At 58.7% G+C, this 13,137-nt stretch carries 15 protein-coding genes and 1 tRNA gene; 5 read left to right on the forward strand and 11 right to left on the reverse strand.

Annotated elements, in window-relative coordinates; translation table 11 throughout:
• The first annotated feature begins 97 nt into the window (after positions 1-97).
• Positions 98-1,033 carry a LysR family transcriptional regulator gene (locus tag DFS28_RS17620; protein ID WP_111450820.1) on the forward strand — a complete coding sequence of 312 codons (936 nt, stop codon included), beginning with the start codon at positions 98-100 and terminating at the stop codon, positions 1,031-1,033.
• 3 nt (positions 1,034-1,036) lie between these two features.
• Here the strand turns inward: DFS28_RS17620 and DFS28_RS17625 are convergent, their stop codons facing one another.
• From DFS28_RS17625 to DFS28_RS17640, 4 genes are all read right to left on the reverse strand, one after another.
• Positions 1,037-1,402 (reverse strand): 5-carboxymethyl-2-hydroxymuconate Delta-isomerase, encoded by a 366-nt coding sequence (locus tag DFS28_RS17625; protein WP_111450822.1) that lies wholly within the window; start codon positions 1,400-1,402, stop codon positions 1,037-1,039.
• 57 nt (positions 1,403-1,459) lie between these two features.
• Positions 1,460-2,383, reverse strand: a complete 924-nt coding sequence (locus tag DFS28_RS17630; protein ID WP_111450823.1) for a LysR family transcriptional regulator — start codon at positions 2,381-2,383, stop codon at positions 1,460-1,462.
• 170 nt (positions 2,384-2,553) lie between these two features.
• The gene (locus DFS28_RS17635) at positions 2,554-2,745 is read right to left on the reverse strand and encodes a DUF1508 domain-containing protein (protein ID WP_008074435.1); all 192 of its coding nucleotides are present in this window, start codon (positions 2,743-2,745) and stop codon (positions 2,554-2,556) included.
• Between the two features lie 291 nt (positions 2,746-3,036).
• Positions 3,037-3,381, reverse strand: a complete 345-nt coding sequence (locus DFS28_RS17640) for a hypothetical protein (protein ID WP_165934042.1) — start codon at positions 3,379-3,381, stop codon at positions 3,037-3,039.
• A 297-nt stretch (positions 3,382-3,678) separates the two neighbouring features.
• On the opposite strand from DFS28_RS17640, the gene DFS28_RS17645 reads away from it, so the two are divergent.
• The gene (locus DFS28_RS17645; RefSeq protein WP_165934044.1) at positions 3,679-4,845 is read left to right on the forward strand and encodes an MFS transporter; all 1,167 of its coding nucleotides are present in this window, start codon (positions 3,679-3,681) and stop codon (positions 4,843-4,845) included.
• Between the two features lie 145 nt (positions 4,846-4,990).
• Here the strand turns inward: DFS28_RS17645 and DFS28_RS17650 are convergent.
• The 5 genes from DFS28_RS17650 to dapA form a co-directional block, all read right to left on the reverse strand.
• Positions 4,991-5,080, reverse strand: a tRNA-Ser gene (locus DFS28_RS17650).
• An 83-nt stretch (positions 5,081-5,163) separates the two neighbouring features.
• The gene (gene purC / locus DFS28_RS17655; RefSeq protein ID WP_008034929.1) at positions 5,164-5,877 is read right to left on the reverse strand and encodes a phosphoribosylaminoimidazolesuccinocarboxamide synthase; all 714 of its coding nucleotides are present in this window, start codon (positions 5,875-5,877) and stop codon (positions 5,164-5,166) included.
• A 28-nt stretch (positions 5,878-5,905) separates the two neighbouring features.
• Entirely contained in the window at positions 5,906-6,664 is a 759-nt protein-coding gene (locus DFS28_RS17660; protein ID WP_008153089.1) for an MBL fold metallo-hydrolase, read from the reverse strand.
• Positions 6,665-6,668: 4 nt separating this feature from the next.
• Positions 6,669-7,784, reverse strand: a complete 1,116-nt coding sequence (bamC, locus tag DFS28_RS17665; RefSeq protein WP_111450826.1) for an outer membrane protein assembly factor BamC — start codon at positions 7,782-7,784, stop codon at positions 6,669-6,671.
• A gap of 17 nt (positions 7,785-7,801) precedes the next feature.
• Positions 7,802-8,680, reverse strand: a complete 879-nt coding sequence (gene dapA, locus DFS28_RS17670) for a 4-hydroxy-tetrahydrodipicolinate synthase (RefSeq protein WP_008153085.1) — start codon at positions 8,678-8,680, stop codon at positions 7,802-7,804.
• A gap of 329 nt (positions 8,681-9,009) precedes the next feature.
• Between dapA and DFS28_RS17680 the strand changes: the two genes are divergently transcribed.
• Positions 9,010-9,570, forward strand: coding sequence for a glycine cleavage system protein R (locus DFS28_RS17680; protein ID WP_008034925.1), 561 nt, complete (start codon positions 9,010-9,012; stop codon positions 9,568-9,570).
• 10 nt (positions 9,571-9,580) lie between these two features.
• Positions 9,581-10,054, forward strand: a complete 474-nt coding sequence (locus DFS28_RS17685) for a peroxiredoxin (RefSeq protein ID WP_008153083.1) — start codon at positions 9,581-9,583, stop codon at positions 10,052-10,054.
• 143 nt (positions 10,055-10,197) lie between these two features.
• On the opposite strand, the gene DFS28_RS17690 is transcribed toward DFS28_RS17685, so the two are convergent.
• A complete protein-coding gene (locus tag DFS28_RS17690) occupies positions 10,198-11,268 on the reverse strand; it encodes an AI-2E family transporter (RefSeq protein WP_046055715.1) in 1,071 nt (356 codons plus the stop codon).
• A 31-nt stretch (positions 11,269-11,299) separates the two neighbouring features.
• Positions 11,300-11,539: a sulfurtransferase TusA family protein gene (locus tag DFS28_RS17695; protein ID WP_007930235.1), complete on the reverse strand. Its 240-nt coding sequence runs from the start codon at positions 11,537-11,539 to the stop codon at positions 11,300-11,302.
• Positions 11,540-11,637: 98 nt separating this feature from the next.
• On the opposite strand from DFS28_RS17695, the gene DFS28_RS17700 reads away from it, so the two are divergent.
• On the forward strand, positions 11,638-13,071 hold the full coding sequence (locus tag DFS28_RS17700) for a M48 family metalloprotease (RefSeq protein WP_111450827.1): 1,434 nt from the start codon (positions 11,638-11,640) through the stop codon (positions 13,069-13,071).
• Positions 13,072-13,137 lie beyond the last annotated feature (66 nt).

Genomic DNA, 13,137 nt, shown 5'->3' on the forward strand with positions numbered 1-13,137 from the left:
AACGCCTACAAGGCATTCTCCTGGCACCATCGTTCCGTTAGGATCACTCGCACAAGTTTGCGCACAGTCAGCGCAAGGAGCACAGCGAGACGAACGGATGTTGAACAGTAACTTGCTTAGAAAGCTCGATATGCAGGACCTCATGGTGTTTATCGCCGTGTATGAGCAAAGCAGCGTCAGCGGTGTATCCGAGGCGCTCTGCGTCAGCCAGTCCACCGTGAGTTACTGCCTGAAAAAGCTGCGTACCAGTTTCGAAGACGAGTTGTTCATCAATACCCGCGCGGGTATGCGCCCCACCTACAAAGCCAGCACCATGTACGCCCACGTGCTGAAGATCCTGGAAAGCATCAACCTGTGTCACGCCGGTGCGCCAGCATTCGACCCCACCCTGCAACCCGTCACCTTCAATATCTGCGCACCGGAATACTTCGAGCAGTTGATCCTGCCGCGCCTGTTGAAAAGCTTCGATTTCGCCGACCTTCCAGTCATGGTCAACATGCACAAGTTCGAAACCGATATTCCGGCCGAAGAACTGCGCGACGGCAGCCTCGACCTGGTGATTTGCTTCGGCCCGAACTTTCATCGCAGTCACGGCGATTTCAAATCCCGGATGCTGCTGGAGGACGACCTGGTCTGTGTCTTCGATAAACGTGCCACACCGCTGGAGCCGCGTTTAAGCCTGCAAGCCTTTGTTGAACGCCGACACGTGTTCCCGACACCCTGGACCTCCACCACCAACATGGTCGACGGCTGGCTGGCGCAGCAGGCGCAAAAACGGAAGATCGTCGCGCGCTCCAACAGCTACAGCGCGGCACTGAAGATGATCACCGGCACCGACTTCATCCTGACCCTGCCTCGGCGTATCCAGCAATTGCTGGCCAACGACGCGATCTTCAATCATTGCGAAGCGCCCAACGGCTTGCCGGGTTTCAGCCTCGACATGCAGTGGAGCCAGAATGTCGATCAGGACAGCGCCAACACCTGGCTGCGCGAGCAAGTGGTCAAGGCCTGCACCGAGCAGGAAATGGCCTGAAACTCAGTGGCTGATGGCAATCTTGGTGTAGGACTCTCGATCGATGTCGAGGATTTCCACGGCCAGCTGGACTTCAATGTCCTTCGGCCATTCACACAGCTCCTGCACCACCGCCAGCAAACTTTCGGACAACTGCTGCTTGATCTGCGGCGAACGACCGCTCAACAGCGCCAGTTTCACATGCACAAAGGCTCGCTCACCTGACACCGTGCCGACCTTGAACGTCTCAACCTTCACCGCTCGGCTCTTGATGTCGTATTCGGCAGCAAACTGACCGGAAGCCACCAACGCATTGTTGAGCCGGATCAACGCCACGTCGGCATTGAGCTCGGGCAGGTTGGCGGTGTATTCCATGTGCAGGTGAGGCATGACTGAGCTCCTGAAAGTGGGCAGAAAGATCGTACATATAACACAGCATCGCCCTACTCACTCGAGCGGTAAAACCGCGCGTTCACTCATGAACGCCTCCAGCCGCGACCTCAACCAGCGCTCGGCCGGGTCGGTATCGACATGGCTGAGCCAGACCATCGACAGATCCAGGGTCGGCGTCTTGAACGGAAACGGTTCCTTGAACAGCTGGCCGGACGCGGCCATCGCTTCGGCGGCGTAGTCCGGCAGGCTGGCGATCAGATCGGTCCCTGCAAGCAAGGCCGGCAACGAGCTGTATTGCGGCACGGAAAGGACGACTTGGCGCGTACGACCAATCTCCGCCAGCCACTCATCGGCGTAACCACTGACATTGGCGGTGTGGGAAACCAGCACGTGCGGTCGTGCGCAATATTCATCGAGCGTCAACGGTGTGTCCGATGCGTCCGCGCGCAAAATGCTCGGCAGGATGTGCCGCAACAACTTGCGCTTGGCATTGGCCGGCAGCCCGCGAGTCTGGCTGATACCAACGGTGATATCGCCGGACGCCAGCAAATCCGGAATCCGCCAATAATCGACATGCTGCACCACGAACACCACCTTGGGGGCTTCCTGGCGCAAGGCGCGCAGCAACGGTGGCAGCAGGCCAAACTCGACATCGTCCGACAGCCCGATACGAAAGGTCATGGTGCTGCTGGCGGGGTCGAAATCATGGGTCAGGCTCAATGCCACCGACAACGAATCCAGCGCCGGCGACAGGTGCAGAATAATCTCCTCGGCCCGTGCCGTCGGCTCCATACGATGGCCGACGCGAATGAACAGCGGGTCGTTGAACATCGTGCGCAAGCGATTGAGCGCCGAACTGATCGTCGGCTGGCCGAGAAACAACTTTTCCGCCACCCGGGTGACGTTGCGTTCGAGCATCAGCGTTTCAAACACCACCATCAGGTTGATGTCGGCCTTGCGTAGTTCGTTACGATTCATCCACTGACCCCGCTCCCAAATCTGATGACAGTTTAGGTAGCTGTCGCAATCGGCGTCTATGCGACTCAAGCAGTTTGTGTTTAATCCGGAATCCGGCAGCGGCACTCATAACCATAAGGCCGCCCGTTGAAACGAAGCTGCTCTGACTGAGCAGCTTCAGGACCTGAAGCCTAGATTTCCTTGACCGGGGTCTGATCATGGGTCCCTTTGATCAAACTAATGGCATGCACACAATCAGACTTGTTGACGTAAGCCTCCCCACTGGCAATCGTTTCATGGTTACCCGCCCTCAAACGCCACCGCCATTGACCTTTGCCGGTCTGTGCGATGCCACGGGTTTGCCTGTAAATCTCGAAATACATTGCTCGCTCCTTGCGATTGCTGATGACGGCAGATCAGTGGTCTGCGAAACGAGAGTAGATGAGGATTTTTTGCAGCAGGGCCTTTCAATGTCAGGGGATGTTTCGCAGATTCAGCCTTGATTGGCGGGACGACCAACAGATTCGGGGGGGCGGTAAATTGGGTGACTGCGCTGAGTAACTTTTCCCTTGAAGAAGCATATTTTTCTTACGCTGCGATGCTGTCTGGTCCGACGCAAAAACGCTGATTCAAGCCGTTGGTGATCGCCCGGTAATACCTGCCTTACAGACTGTTCACTGATTTTTCTGCTGAGTTGAATCGTCAGCTGACAGGGCCAAAGGCTGTTCTTCCATCACCACGGCATCTTCCTCATGGTCGGTTTGAGGTTGAGCCGTTACCGTGGTGGTGACTGGGTCAGGATGGGGCAGGAAAACCCGCACAAGCCTTTCAATCAGTGAAAGGATTCCATAGGTGACGAAGCCAAAGATCAGTCCAACCACCAAAATGCTCAAAGGATGCATCTGCGCTGCATCGGGGCTTTCCAACATGTAGCTGAAAGCCTGAACAGCAACAGCCAGGCATGCCGCAAATGCTGCCACCAGCTTCACAAACACCCAAATCCGTCGCCATCTGTTCATGCATTCCCCCGTCATCCGGTGATTTGCCCTGTATTGCATGATAGCTAATGACCAGGGTTACACCGTAAGCCAGAACAAACTGATGTGGGATCGGCGCAATCTGTTTGATCGAAATCACTCATCGATACAGCGTATCTTGGCGGAGGTAGCGGCAACGCGGCTGCGGGGGTGCGAGGCGCTAGAGGCCTGTGCCAAACAAGGATTTCGAGGCTCATGATGAAAACCACCGACAAGTCAGATGGCACTTCGGTTGCTGCGCCAATCAAGAAAACGTCAACCGGCAACGTTTGGCGCACCATGCCTGGCGGCATCTGGGCGCTGGGCTTCGTCTCGATGCTGATGGACATCTCCTCAGAGATGATCCATGCATTGTTGCCGCTCTACATGGTCACCGTACTAGGGACCTCCGTTTTGGCGGTGGGTCTCATCGAAGGCATAGCCGAGGCTACGGCCTCGATCACCAAGGTATTCTCCGGGGCACTCAGCGATCGATTGGGCAAGCGCAAACTGCTCGCAGCGTTGGGCTATGGGTTGGCGGCACTGTCCAAACCGATCTTTCCTTTGGCGGGCTCGCTGGACTGGCTGATCGGGGCTCGCTTTATCGACCGCATTGGCAAAGGTATTCGCGGCGCGCCGCGCGATGCGTTGGTGGCCGACATCACGCCGCCCGCGATACGGGGCGCAGCTTTCGGCCTGCGGCAAACGCTGGATACCGTAGGTGCATTCCTGGGACCGTTGCTGGCGATCGGGTTGATGTGGCTAACCGCGAACCACTTCCAGACCGTGTTCTGGGTGGCCGTCATCCCGGCCTTCCTTGCCGTCGCGGTGCTGCTGGTGTTCGTTCATGAACCCAAACCAGTGGAAGGGACGCACCGGGTGCGTGCGCCTTTGAGCCGACGGGAATTAGCCCGACTGGGCGCTGGTTACTGGTGGGTGGTGGGTGTCGCTGCGGTGTTCACCCTGGCGCGTTTCAGCGAAGCCTTTCTGATTCTGCGCGGCCAGGCCGTCGGGCTCGCGCCGATGTGGGCGCCAGCGGTGCTTGTCCTGATGGGGGTGGCGTACTCACTGTCAGCCTATCCCGCCGGGGCCTTGTCTGATCGTGTCAGCCGCGTGGCGGTGCTCGGCGCAGGTCTGATATTGCTGATTGCTGCCGACCTGACGCTGGCGTTCGCGCCGGGTATCGGAGGCCTGATCATCGGCGTCGTTCTATGGGGGCTGCACATGGGGTTTACCCAAGGGGTATTCGCCGCCCTGATCGCCGATTGCGCGCCGGCTGAACTGCGCGGGACGGCATTTGGCATGTTCAACCTATTGACCGGGTTGGCCTTGCTGCTGGCCAGCGTCATCGCTGGAGCGCTGTGGGACACGGTAGGCTTCCAAGGCACGTTCTTGATGGGTGGCGGCTTTGCTGCTCTGACGTTGCTGGGATTGTGGGTGATCCAGGCGAGAGTTCAGGTTCGATAGCAAAGAGCGATATCACCTGTGTTTCGCGAGTAAGTCGTACCGCTCGCCGGCGAAACAGTCGGCAAATTTGCCCTAAACGAAACGCCAGAAACGAAAAAGCCCCTGAAATCTTTAACAATTTCAGGGGCTTAGTCTTATTCAATAATGGCGGAGAGATAGGGATTCGAACCCTAGGTACCGGTGAAGGTACAACGGATTTCGAATCCGTCCCATTCGGCCACTCTGGCATCTCTCCAACGGCGCGCATCATAACAACACTTTTGCCGGAAGCGAACCCCCTAAGCGAAATTTTTCCGTGCTATCAGATGCTTGCGTCGATTAAAGCGGTACGCCCAGACGATTGGCGACTTCTTCGTAAGCTTCGATGACGTCACCGAGGCCCTGACGGAAGCGGTCCTTGTCCATTTTCTTGCCGGTGGCCTTGTCCCACAGACGGCAGCCGTCCGGGCTGAATTCGTCGCCCAGGACGATGGAGCCGTCGGAGAACACGCCGAACTCCAGTTTGAAGTCGACCAGCAGCAGGCCGGCGTCGTCGAACAGTTTGCTCAGGACTTCGTTGACCTTGAGCGACAGTTCTTTCATGCGAACCAGTTGCTCGGCGGTGCCCCAACCGAATGCCACGACGTGGGACTCGTTGATGAACGGGTCGCCCTTGGCGTCGTCCTTCAGGAACAGTTCGAAGGTGTAAGGGTTGAGCTTCATGCCCTCTTCGACGCCCAGGCGCTTGACCAGGCTGCCGGCGGCGTAGTTACGCACGACGCACTCGACAGGGATCATGTCCAGCTTCTTCACCAGGCATTCATTGTCGCCCAGCAGTTTGTCGAATTGGGTCGGCACGCCGGCTGCTTCGAGTTTCTGCATGATGAAGGCGTTGAACTTGTTGTTCACCATGCCTTTGCGGTCGAGCTGCTCGATGCGCTTGCCGTCGAACGCCGAAGTGTCGTTGCGAAACAGCAGGATCAAGCGGTCAGCGTCGTCGGTCTTGAAAACCGATTTGGCTTTGCCGCGGTAGAGTTCTTCACGTTTTTCCATGATGGGCTCCGCTTGCTAAGTAGGTGGGCTAGGCGATGTGTCGCCAGTCGAGCCCTGAATCTTGATCGGCCAGTTGCAGCCAGTCCGGGTCGCACCCGAGGGTGTCGACAAAACATTGCCGGGCCAGCTGCGGCAGGTTGTTCTTGCTGCTCAGATGGGCCAGGACCAGGTGTTGCAGGCCTTGCCAGCCCAACTCGGACACCAGGAATGCCGCCTGATGGTTGTTCAAATGCCCCAGTTCACCGCCCACCCGTTGCTTGAGAAAGTACGGGTAGTGACCGCGAGCCAGCATGTCACGGCAATGGTTGGACTCGATCATCAACGCATCGAGATCCCGATAGCCGTCCAGCACCTTGTTGCAATACGAGCCCAGGTCGGTCAACAGGCCGAAACGCCGCTCACCGTCACTGAAGACGTATTGCGTCGGTTCCTGTGCATCATGGGCCACGGCAATGACGCCGATGCTCAGTGCGCCGATCTGCAGTTGCTCGCCGCCGGCCAGAAGGCCAGCCGGTTCAATTGGTTTGCGCATCCCGCGCAGGGTACCGCGACTGAGGTAGACAGGCAGATTGTAGCGCCGAGATAGCAAACCCACGCCATGCACGTGGTCGGCATGTTCGTGGGTCACGAGTATCGCGCTCAACTGCGCCGGGTTAACCCCCAGGCGCAGCAGACGCTTTTCGGTTTCCCGCAGGGAGAAACCACAATCCACCAGCACATACGTGTCAGCGCTGGCTATCAGCGTGCCGTTCCCTTGGCTACCGCTGCCGAGAACGGCAAAACGCATGTGATCAGCCCAGGTTGTCCTGAATCACGCTCAGTACCTTGCGCGCCACATCGGCCGGCGCCACGGTGTTGATGTTTTTCTCGACGGTGACCTGGACGTTTTCGCCAACCTTGCTCAGGCGAACCTGATAACGCTCGGCACGGGCTTCAACTTCTTCCTTGTTCGGCTTGCTGCCGAACAGGCCACTGAAGAAACCTGGCTTCTCGTCCTTTTTCTCGGCTTTTTCGGCCAGGTTGATGTAGTACAGACCCAGGCTGCGGTTGATGTCTTCAACGCGCCATTCGCCCTGTTCCAACGCACGACCAACGCTCGACCAGGCACGATCCAGGTCGGTGCCGACGTTCAGGACAGGGTTACCGCTGCCGTCTTCGCTCAGGCTGACACGACTTGGCGTATCGGAGTCACGCGAAGCCAGCATGGAGACCGAACCGCCCTTCTCCGAGGTGCGGCTCATGCTCGCGAGCATGTCGTCGACCAGTGCCGCGTCCAGGCCAGTGTTGACCGAACGGTTGGTGAAGGCCACGTCGGAGGTGCTACCGGCAGGACGCTCGGCGCTGACCACGTAGATTTCACTGGTGTTGCGCTGCACGCCTGGCTCGATGCGGACCCGCACGCGGGTTTCGCTGTCAGCGCCGACACCGGCTGCGCTCAGGCGCTTGGCCATTGCAGCGGACAGTTCGTCGGAATGCTGCCAGGTGGTAGTGAATTCGCCGGTTTGCGGACGCTGTTCGTCCAGACGGAAACCGTTGTCCTGAAAGAACTGCACGGCCACTGGCCAGACTTCGGCCGGCGGGTTCTGAGCGACGATCCAACGCGAATCACCGGTCTTTTGCAGGGAGTAGGCGCTGGCGTCAGCCGCTGCCGACAACGGCTGCGGACGAGGAACGATGTACTCGCCCTTGACGGAGTCATCGGCCACGTTGCGCGGGATCGGCAACAGCGGATCCAGACGTTTGGCAGTGCTGACATCCGGCGGCAGTTGCATGGGTGCAGTCTGTTGCGCTTCCAGGTAATCGCTACCGCGGTCACGGAAATAACCTTCCGGGCCCCAGACCCATCCGCAGCCACTGGTGCTGGAGATGATCAAGGCAAGTGCGGAAAGTCCGGCCAATCGCTTCATGCGTAGTACTTCCTCAATTAAACCAGGACGCCGCACTGGCGCAGGGCCGTGCGAAGCGTTTCATGACAGGGTGCGCTCAGCCAGGTCAGCGGCAGGCGAATGCCTTCGTGCATCAGGCCCATTTCGACCAAAGCCCACTTCACCGGAATCGGGTTGGCTTCGATGAACAGATCCTTGTGCAGCGGCATCAATTTTTCGTTGATTGCCCGTGCAGTCTCGGCGTCGCCCTTGAGCGCGGCCTCGCACAGGTCAGCCATTTCGCGCGGGGCGACGTTGGCGGTGACGGAGATGTTGCCCTTGCCGCCCATCAGGATCAGCTCGACAGCGGTCGGATCATCGCCGGACAGCACGATGAAGTCCTTGCTCACGCCATCAAGGATTGCCTTGGCACGCTTCATGTCGCCGGTGGCTTCCTTGATACCGATGATGTTCGGCACAGTGGACAGGCGAATCACGGTCTCGGCCTGCATGTCGCAGGAGGTGCGGCCAGGAACGTTGTAGAGGATCTGTGGAATGTCGACCGCTTCAGCAATGTGCTTGAAGTGCTGGTACAAGCCTTCCTGAGTCGGCTTGTTGTAGTACGGAACGACCAGCAGACAGGCGTCGGCGCCGGCCGCTTTGGCGTTGCGGGTCAGTTCTACGGCTTCGCGGGTCGAGTTGGCGCCGGTACCGGCGATGACCGGAATACGGCCATTGACCTGCTTGACCACGGCCTTGATGACAGCGATGTGTTCGTCCACATCGAGGGTTGCCGACTCGCCGGTAGTACCGACCGCGACAATGGCATGGGTGCCGTTTTCAAGGTGGAAGTCCACGAGTTTGCTGAGGCTGTCCCAGTCAAGACGCCCTTGTGCATCCATGGGTGTGACCAGTGCCACCATACTGCCCGCAATCATGAAACCGCTCCTGCCGGAAAAAGAGAGCGGTAATGGTACTGGCGCCAAGATGCTTGCACAAGCAAAGTACTGCGCTGCTGCCATTCCCCTTGGCGTCGCTTTTCGCTACCCTTCAGACTTTGATCGGTACTGATAAGCTCGTACGCCGGGTTCCAGCCTCCATTTTCGGCATCACAAGCCCCGATCCAGCGTTGCCGCCCCTCGCTCCTGCCTCACTGGAGCATGTTGCAACCTTGTGGCTCGGGTTTTTTGAATTCGCATCCGCAGGCTCGCTCCCGGTAAAAAAAGCCCGTAGAAGTATCGACCGCTCATCGCTTTAGGAATGCTGCATGTCCACCCCCACAGTTCGCGAACAATTCCTTGTCATCAGTGCCCTCGGCGCCAACCCCATGGAGCTGACTAACGTCCTGTGCCGCGCCAGCCATGAAAACCGCTGCGCCGTGGTCACCTCTCGCCTGACGCGTCATGGCGAGTGCAGTGCGTTGATCCTCGAGATCTCCGGCAGCTGGGATGCCCTTGCGCGCCTCGAAGGCAGCCTGCCGAGCCTCGCCAAGAAGCACGCCTTTACGGTCAACGTGGTGCGCAGCGCAGCGCTGGAGAATCGTCCTCAAGCCCTGCCTTACGTCGCCTATGTCAGCTCGGCTTACCGCTCGGACATCATCAACGAGCTGTGCCAGTTCTTCATGGACCACAACGTCGAGCTGGAAAACCTGACCTGTGACACCTATCAGGCTCCGCAAACCGGCGGCACCATGCTCAATGCCACGTTTACCGTGACCTTGCCGGCCGGGGTGCAAATCAGCTGGCTGCGCGATCAGTTCCTGGATTTCGCCGACGCGCTGAACCTGGATGCCCTGATCGAACCGTGGCGCCCACAAAACCCAATGTAAGGAAGCTTTCATGGCCGTTGCCATCGACCAACCGGTTGCCGACTTCGAAGCACCCGCCACCAGCGGGCAGACCGTCAACCTCGCGAGCCTCAAAGGCAAGCAGGTGGTGATTTACTTCTATCCGAAGGACAGCACGCCAGGCTGCACCACTCAGGGTCAGGGCTTTCGTGACCAGCTCGACGCCTTTAAAGCCGCCAATACCGAAGTCTTTGGCGTGTCACGCGACAGCCTGAAATCACACGAAAACTTCAAGGCCAAGCAGGCGTTCACCTTCGAGCTGATCAGCGACAAGGAAGAAGCGCTCTGCCAGCAGTTCGACGTGATCAAGCTGAAAAAGCTCTATGGAAAAGAATATATGGGTGTTGATCGCAGCACGTTCCTGATCGACAAGGACGGTGTGCTGCGTCAGGAATGGCGTGGTGTGAAGGTGCCGGGGCATGTGGATGCTGTTCTGGCTGCCGCTCAGGCGCTGAACAAGGCCTAAGTTTTTTGGCGCCTGATCGGATGCCTTCGCAAGCAAGCCCGCTCCCACACTTGACCGAGTTGTTCAGACGAACGCGGTCTAATGTGGGAGCGGGCTTGCTCGCGAAGAGGCCATTAGCCTCACTGGAAAATTTGAGCGGACTGTTAAAGCAGCGGCGCCACCACCGGTTCTTTGCGCGGCCACGCGTCCAGTACAGCCTTGAACAGGGTTGCTAGCGGTATCGCAAAGAACACACCCCAAAAGCCCCACAGCCCGCCAAACAACAGTACCGCGCAGATGATCGCCACCGGATGCAAATTGACCGCTTCCGAGAACAGCAGCGGCACCAGCACGTTGCCGTCCAGCGTCTGGATGATCCCGTAGACCGCCATCAAATAAATGAACTGATCGCTCCAGCCCCACTGGAACAGCGCAATCAGCATGACCGGCACGGTCACCACCACAGCGCCGACGTAAGGCACCACCACCGACACGCCCACCAGCAATGCCAGCAGCGCCGCGTAGTTCAGGCCCAGAACAACGAAACCGATGTAGGTCACGCCACCGCAAATGAAAATCTCGATGACCTTGCCGCGAATGTAATTGGCAATCTGCCGGTTCATCTCATGAGCGACGCGGGTGATCAGCGCCCGCTCACGGGGCAAGTAACCACGCACCCACTGACCGATCATCTCCCGGTCCTTGAGAAAGAAAAACACCAGGATCGGCACCAGCACCAGGTAGATCATGATGTTCACCAGCAACGGCAGACTCGACAGCGAGAACGTCAGCGCCCACTGGCCGAACTTGCCAATCTCGCCCCGCGCCACTTCGATGGCCTGCAGCACCTGCTCATCGGATACCAGATGCGGGTAGCGCTCGGGCAGCAGCAATAACAGCGACTGCCACTTGGCGAGCATGCCGGGTAACTCGTTGAACAGCGTAATCAACTGATGCCAGAGCAACGGCACCACAACCACGATGAACACCAGCAATAGCCCCATGAACAACGCAAAGACCAGTCCCACCGCCACCCCGCCCGGCATGCGCAGGCGTTCGAGGGTGACGACCAACCCTTGCATCAGGTACGCCAGCACCATCCCGGCCAGCACTGGCGCAAGCATGCCGCCCAGCGTCAGCACGGCGGTAAACGCCAGAAACAGCAGGACCGCCAGCACAACAGCCTCTTCGTCGGAGAAGTAGCGCTGAATCCAGTCGCGTAACACTTTGAACATCAATAATCCTTAGAAACGAACGCAGCAGAATTCAGGCTTTTTTCAACCAGTAGCGGTAAACACCCGCTTCATCTTCTTCACGAAGCAGCGTATGACCCGCCAATCGGGCAAAGGTGCGGAAGTCGCGCTGCGAGCCCGCATCGGTGGCAATGACCTTCAGCACTGCGCCGCTGGCCAGTCGATTGAGTTCCATCTTGGCCTTGAGCAACGGCAAGGGGCAATTCAGGCCGCTGGCGTCGAGCTCGGCGTCATGGGCTACAGCGTCGGTCATTGCATCACTCCGGGGACAGGTGGTCGAGCGGCTAGAATATCTGGTCCGAAGCGTAGTGTCCGGCTACAGTAAGGTCTTTGTCGACTAAGGCTTTGTGCATGACTTTTTTGCGCCCTACCCTGCTGACGCTCGCTTGCCTGCTCGCCTCACCGGGCTTCGCCGACGACCTGCCGTCACTCGGCGACGCCAGTTCTGCCATCGTCTCGCCGCAACAGGAACATCAGTTGGGCCGTGCCTGGCTGGCGCTGTTGCGCAGCCAGGTTTCGCAGCTCAACGATCCACAGCTCAAGGACTACGTCGAATCCAGCGTCTACAGGCTGGTAGAGACCAGCCAGGTCAATGACCGGCGCCTGGAGTTCATCCTGATCAACAGCCCGCAACTCAACGCCTTCGCCGCACCGGGCGGTATTGTCGGGGTTAACGGCGGCTTGTTCCTCAATGCCCAGACCGAAGGCGAATACGCCTCCGTACTCGCTCACGAATTGGCTCACTTGTCGCAGCGCCACTTCGCCCGTGGCGTCGAAGCCCAACAGCGCATGCAAGTGCCGATGATGGCCGCGCTGCTGGCCGGGATCGTGATTGCCGCAGCCGGCGGCGGTAACGCCGGGATCGCGGCCATTGCGGGCACGCAGGCGGCAGCCATTCAGGAACAACGGCGTTTCTCTCGCCAGAACGAACAGGAAGCTGACCGTATTGGCATCCTCAATCTGGAAAAGGCCGGTTACGACCCGCGGTCGATGCCGACGATGTTCGAGCGATTGGCGCGCCAGTATCGTTTTGACGCCAAGCCACCGGAATTTCTGCTGACTCACCCGGTGACCGAGTCGCGGATCGCTGACACGCGCAACCGCGCCGAACAGGCAAAACCCGGCGGCATCGAAGACACTATGCGTTATCAGCTGATTCGTGCACGGGTCCAGTTGATCTATGAAGAAACCCCAGGCCTGGGCGCCAAACGCTTTCGCGCCCAGCTTGATGAAAACCCGAAAAATGATGTCGCTCGCTATGGCCTGGCCATCGCGCAGATCAAGGGCGGCCAGCTGAATGAAGCACGGGAAAACCTCAAGCTGCTTCTGGCCAAGTCGCCGAACGAGATCATCTACAACCTGGCGCAGGTCGATCTGGACATCACCAACAATCGTCTGCCGGACGCCCAGTCCCGGGTTGACCGAATGTTGACGCAGTATCCCGGCAACTATCCGCTGAACTCGGTGCGCGTTGACCTGCTGCTCAAGCAGAACCGTGCACCCGAAGCGGAAAAAGCACTGGAGAATCTGCTCAAGAGCCGTCCTGACGATCCGGACGTCTGGTACATGGTGGCCGAGACTCGCGGTCTGTCAGGCAACATCATCGGCCTGCATCAGGCCCGCGCCGAGTACTTCGCCCTGGTCGGGGATTACCGCCAGGCCATTCAGCAACTGGACTTCGCCAAGCGCAAGGCAGGCACCAACTTCCCGCTGTCATCGCGGATCGATGCACGGCAACGTGAGCTGATGGAACAGGAGCGCATGATCAAGGACATGATGGGCTGACCTGCTGTTCAAACAAAATGACAGGCACAAAAAAACCGCCTCTTTCGAGGCGGTTTTTTATTCAGC

This window comes from Pseudomonas sp. 478 (genome assembly GCF_003254125.1).
Lineage (GTDB): Bacteria > Pseudomonadota > Gammaproteobacteria > Pseudomonadales > Pseudomonadaceae > Aquipseudomonas.

Coding starts and splice junctions, on each gene's coding strand:
- DFS28_RS17680 (WP_008034925.1), top strand. CDS start 9,010: ATGTCCACCCCCACAGTTCGCGAACAATTCCTTGTCATCAGTGCCCTC.
- DFS28_RS17620 (WP_111450820.1), top strand. CDS start 98: ATGTTGAACAGTAACTTGCTTAGAAAGCTCGATATGCAGGACCTCATG.
- DFS28_RS17685 (WP_008153083.1), top strand. CDS start 9,581: ATGGCCGTTGCCATCGACCAACCGGTTGCCGACTTCGAAGCACCCGCC.
- DFS28_RS17635 (WP_008074435.1), bottom strand. CDS start 2,745: ATGTATTTCGAGATTTACAGGCAAACCCGTGGCATCGCACAGACCGGC.
- DFS28_RS17630 (WP_111450823.1), bottom strand. CDS start 2,383: ATGAATCGTAACGAACTACGCAAGGCCGACATCAACCTGATGGTGGTG.
- DFS28_RS17690 (WP_046055715.1), bottom strand. CDS start 11,268: ATGTTCAAAGTGTTACGCGACTGGATTCAGCGCTACTTCTCCGACGAA.
- DFS28_RS17660 (WP_008153089.1), bottom strand. CDS start 6,664: ATGCGTTTTGCCGTTCTCGGCAGCGGTAGCCAAGGGAACGGCACGCTG.
- DFS28_RS17700 (WP_111450827.1), top strand. CDS start 11,638: ATGACTTTTTTGCGCCCTACCCTGCTGACGCTCGCTTGCCTGCTCGCC.
- bamC (WP_111450826.1), bottom strand. CDS start 7,784: ATGAAGCGATTGGCCGGACTTTCCGCACTTGCCTTGATCATCTCCAGC.
- dapA (WP_008153085.1), bottom strand. CDS start 8,680: ATGATTGCGGGCAGTATGGTGGCACTGGTCACACCCATGGATGCACAA.
- DFS28_RS17695 (WP_007930235.1), bottom strand. CDS start 11,539: ATGACCGACGCTGTAGCCCATGACGCCGAGCTCGACGCCAGCGGCCTG.
- DFS28_RS17645 (WP_165934044.1), top strand. CDS start 3,679: ATGCCTGGCGGCATCTGGGCGCTGGGCTTCGTCTCGATGCTGATGGAC.
- DFS28_RS17640 (WP_165934042.1), bottom strand. CDS start 3,381: ATGAACAGATGGCGACGGATTTGGGTGTTTGTGAAGCTGGTGGCAGCA.
- DFS28_RS17625 (WP_111450822.1), bottom strand. CDS start 1,402: ATGCCTCACCTGCACATGGAATACACCGCCAACCTGCCCGAGCTCAAT.
- purC (WP_008034929.1), bottom strand. CDS start 5,877: ATGGAAAAACGTGAAGAACTCTACCGCGGCAAAGCCAAATCGGTTTTC.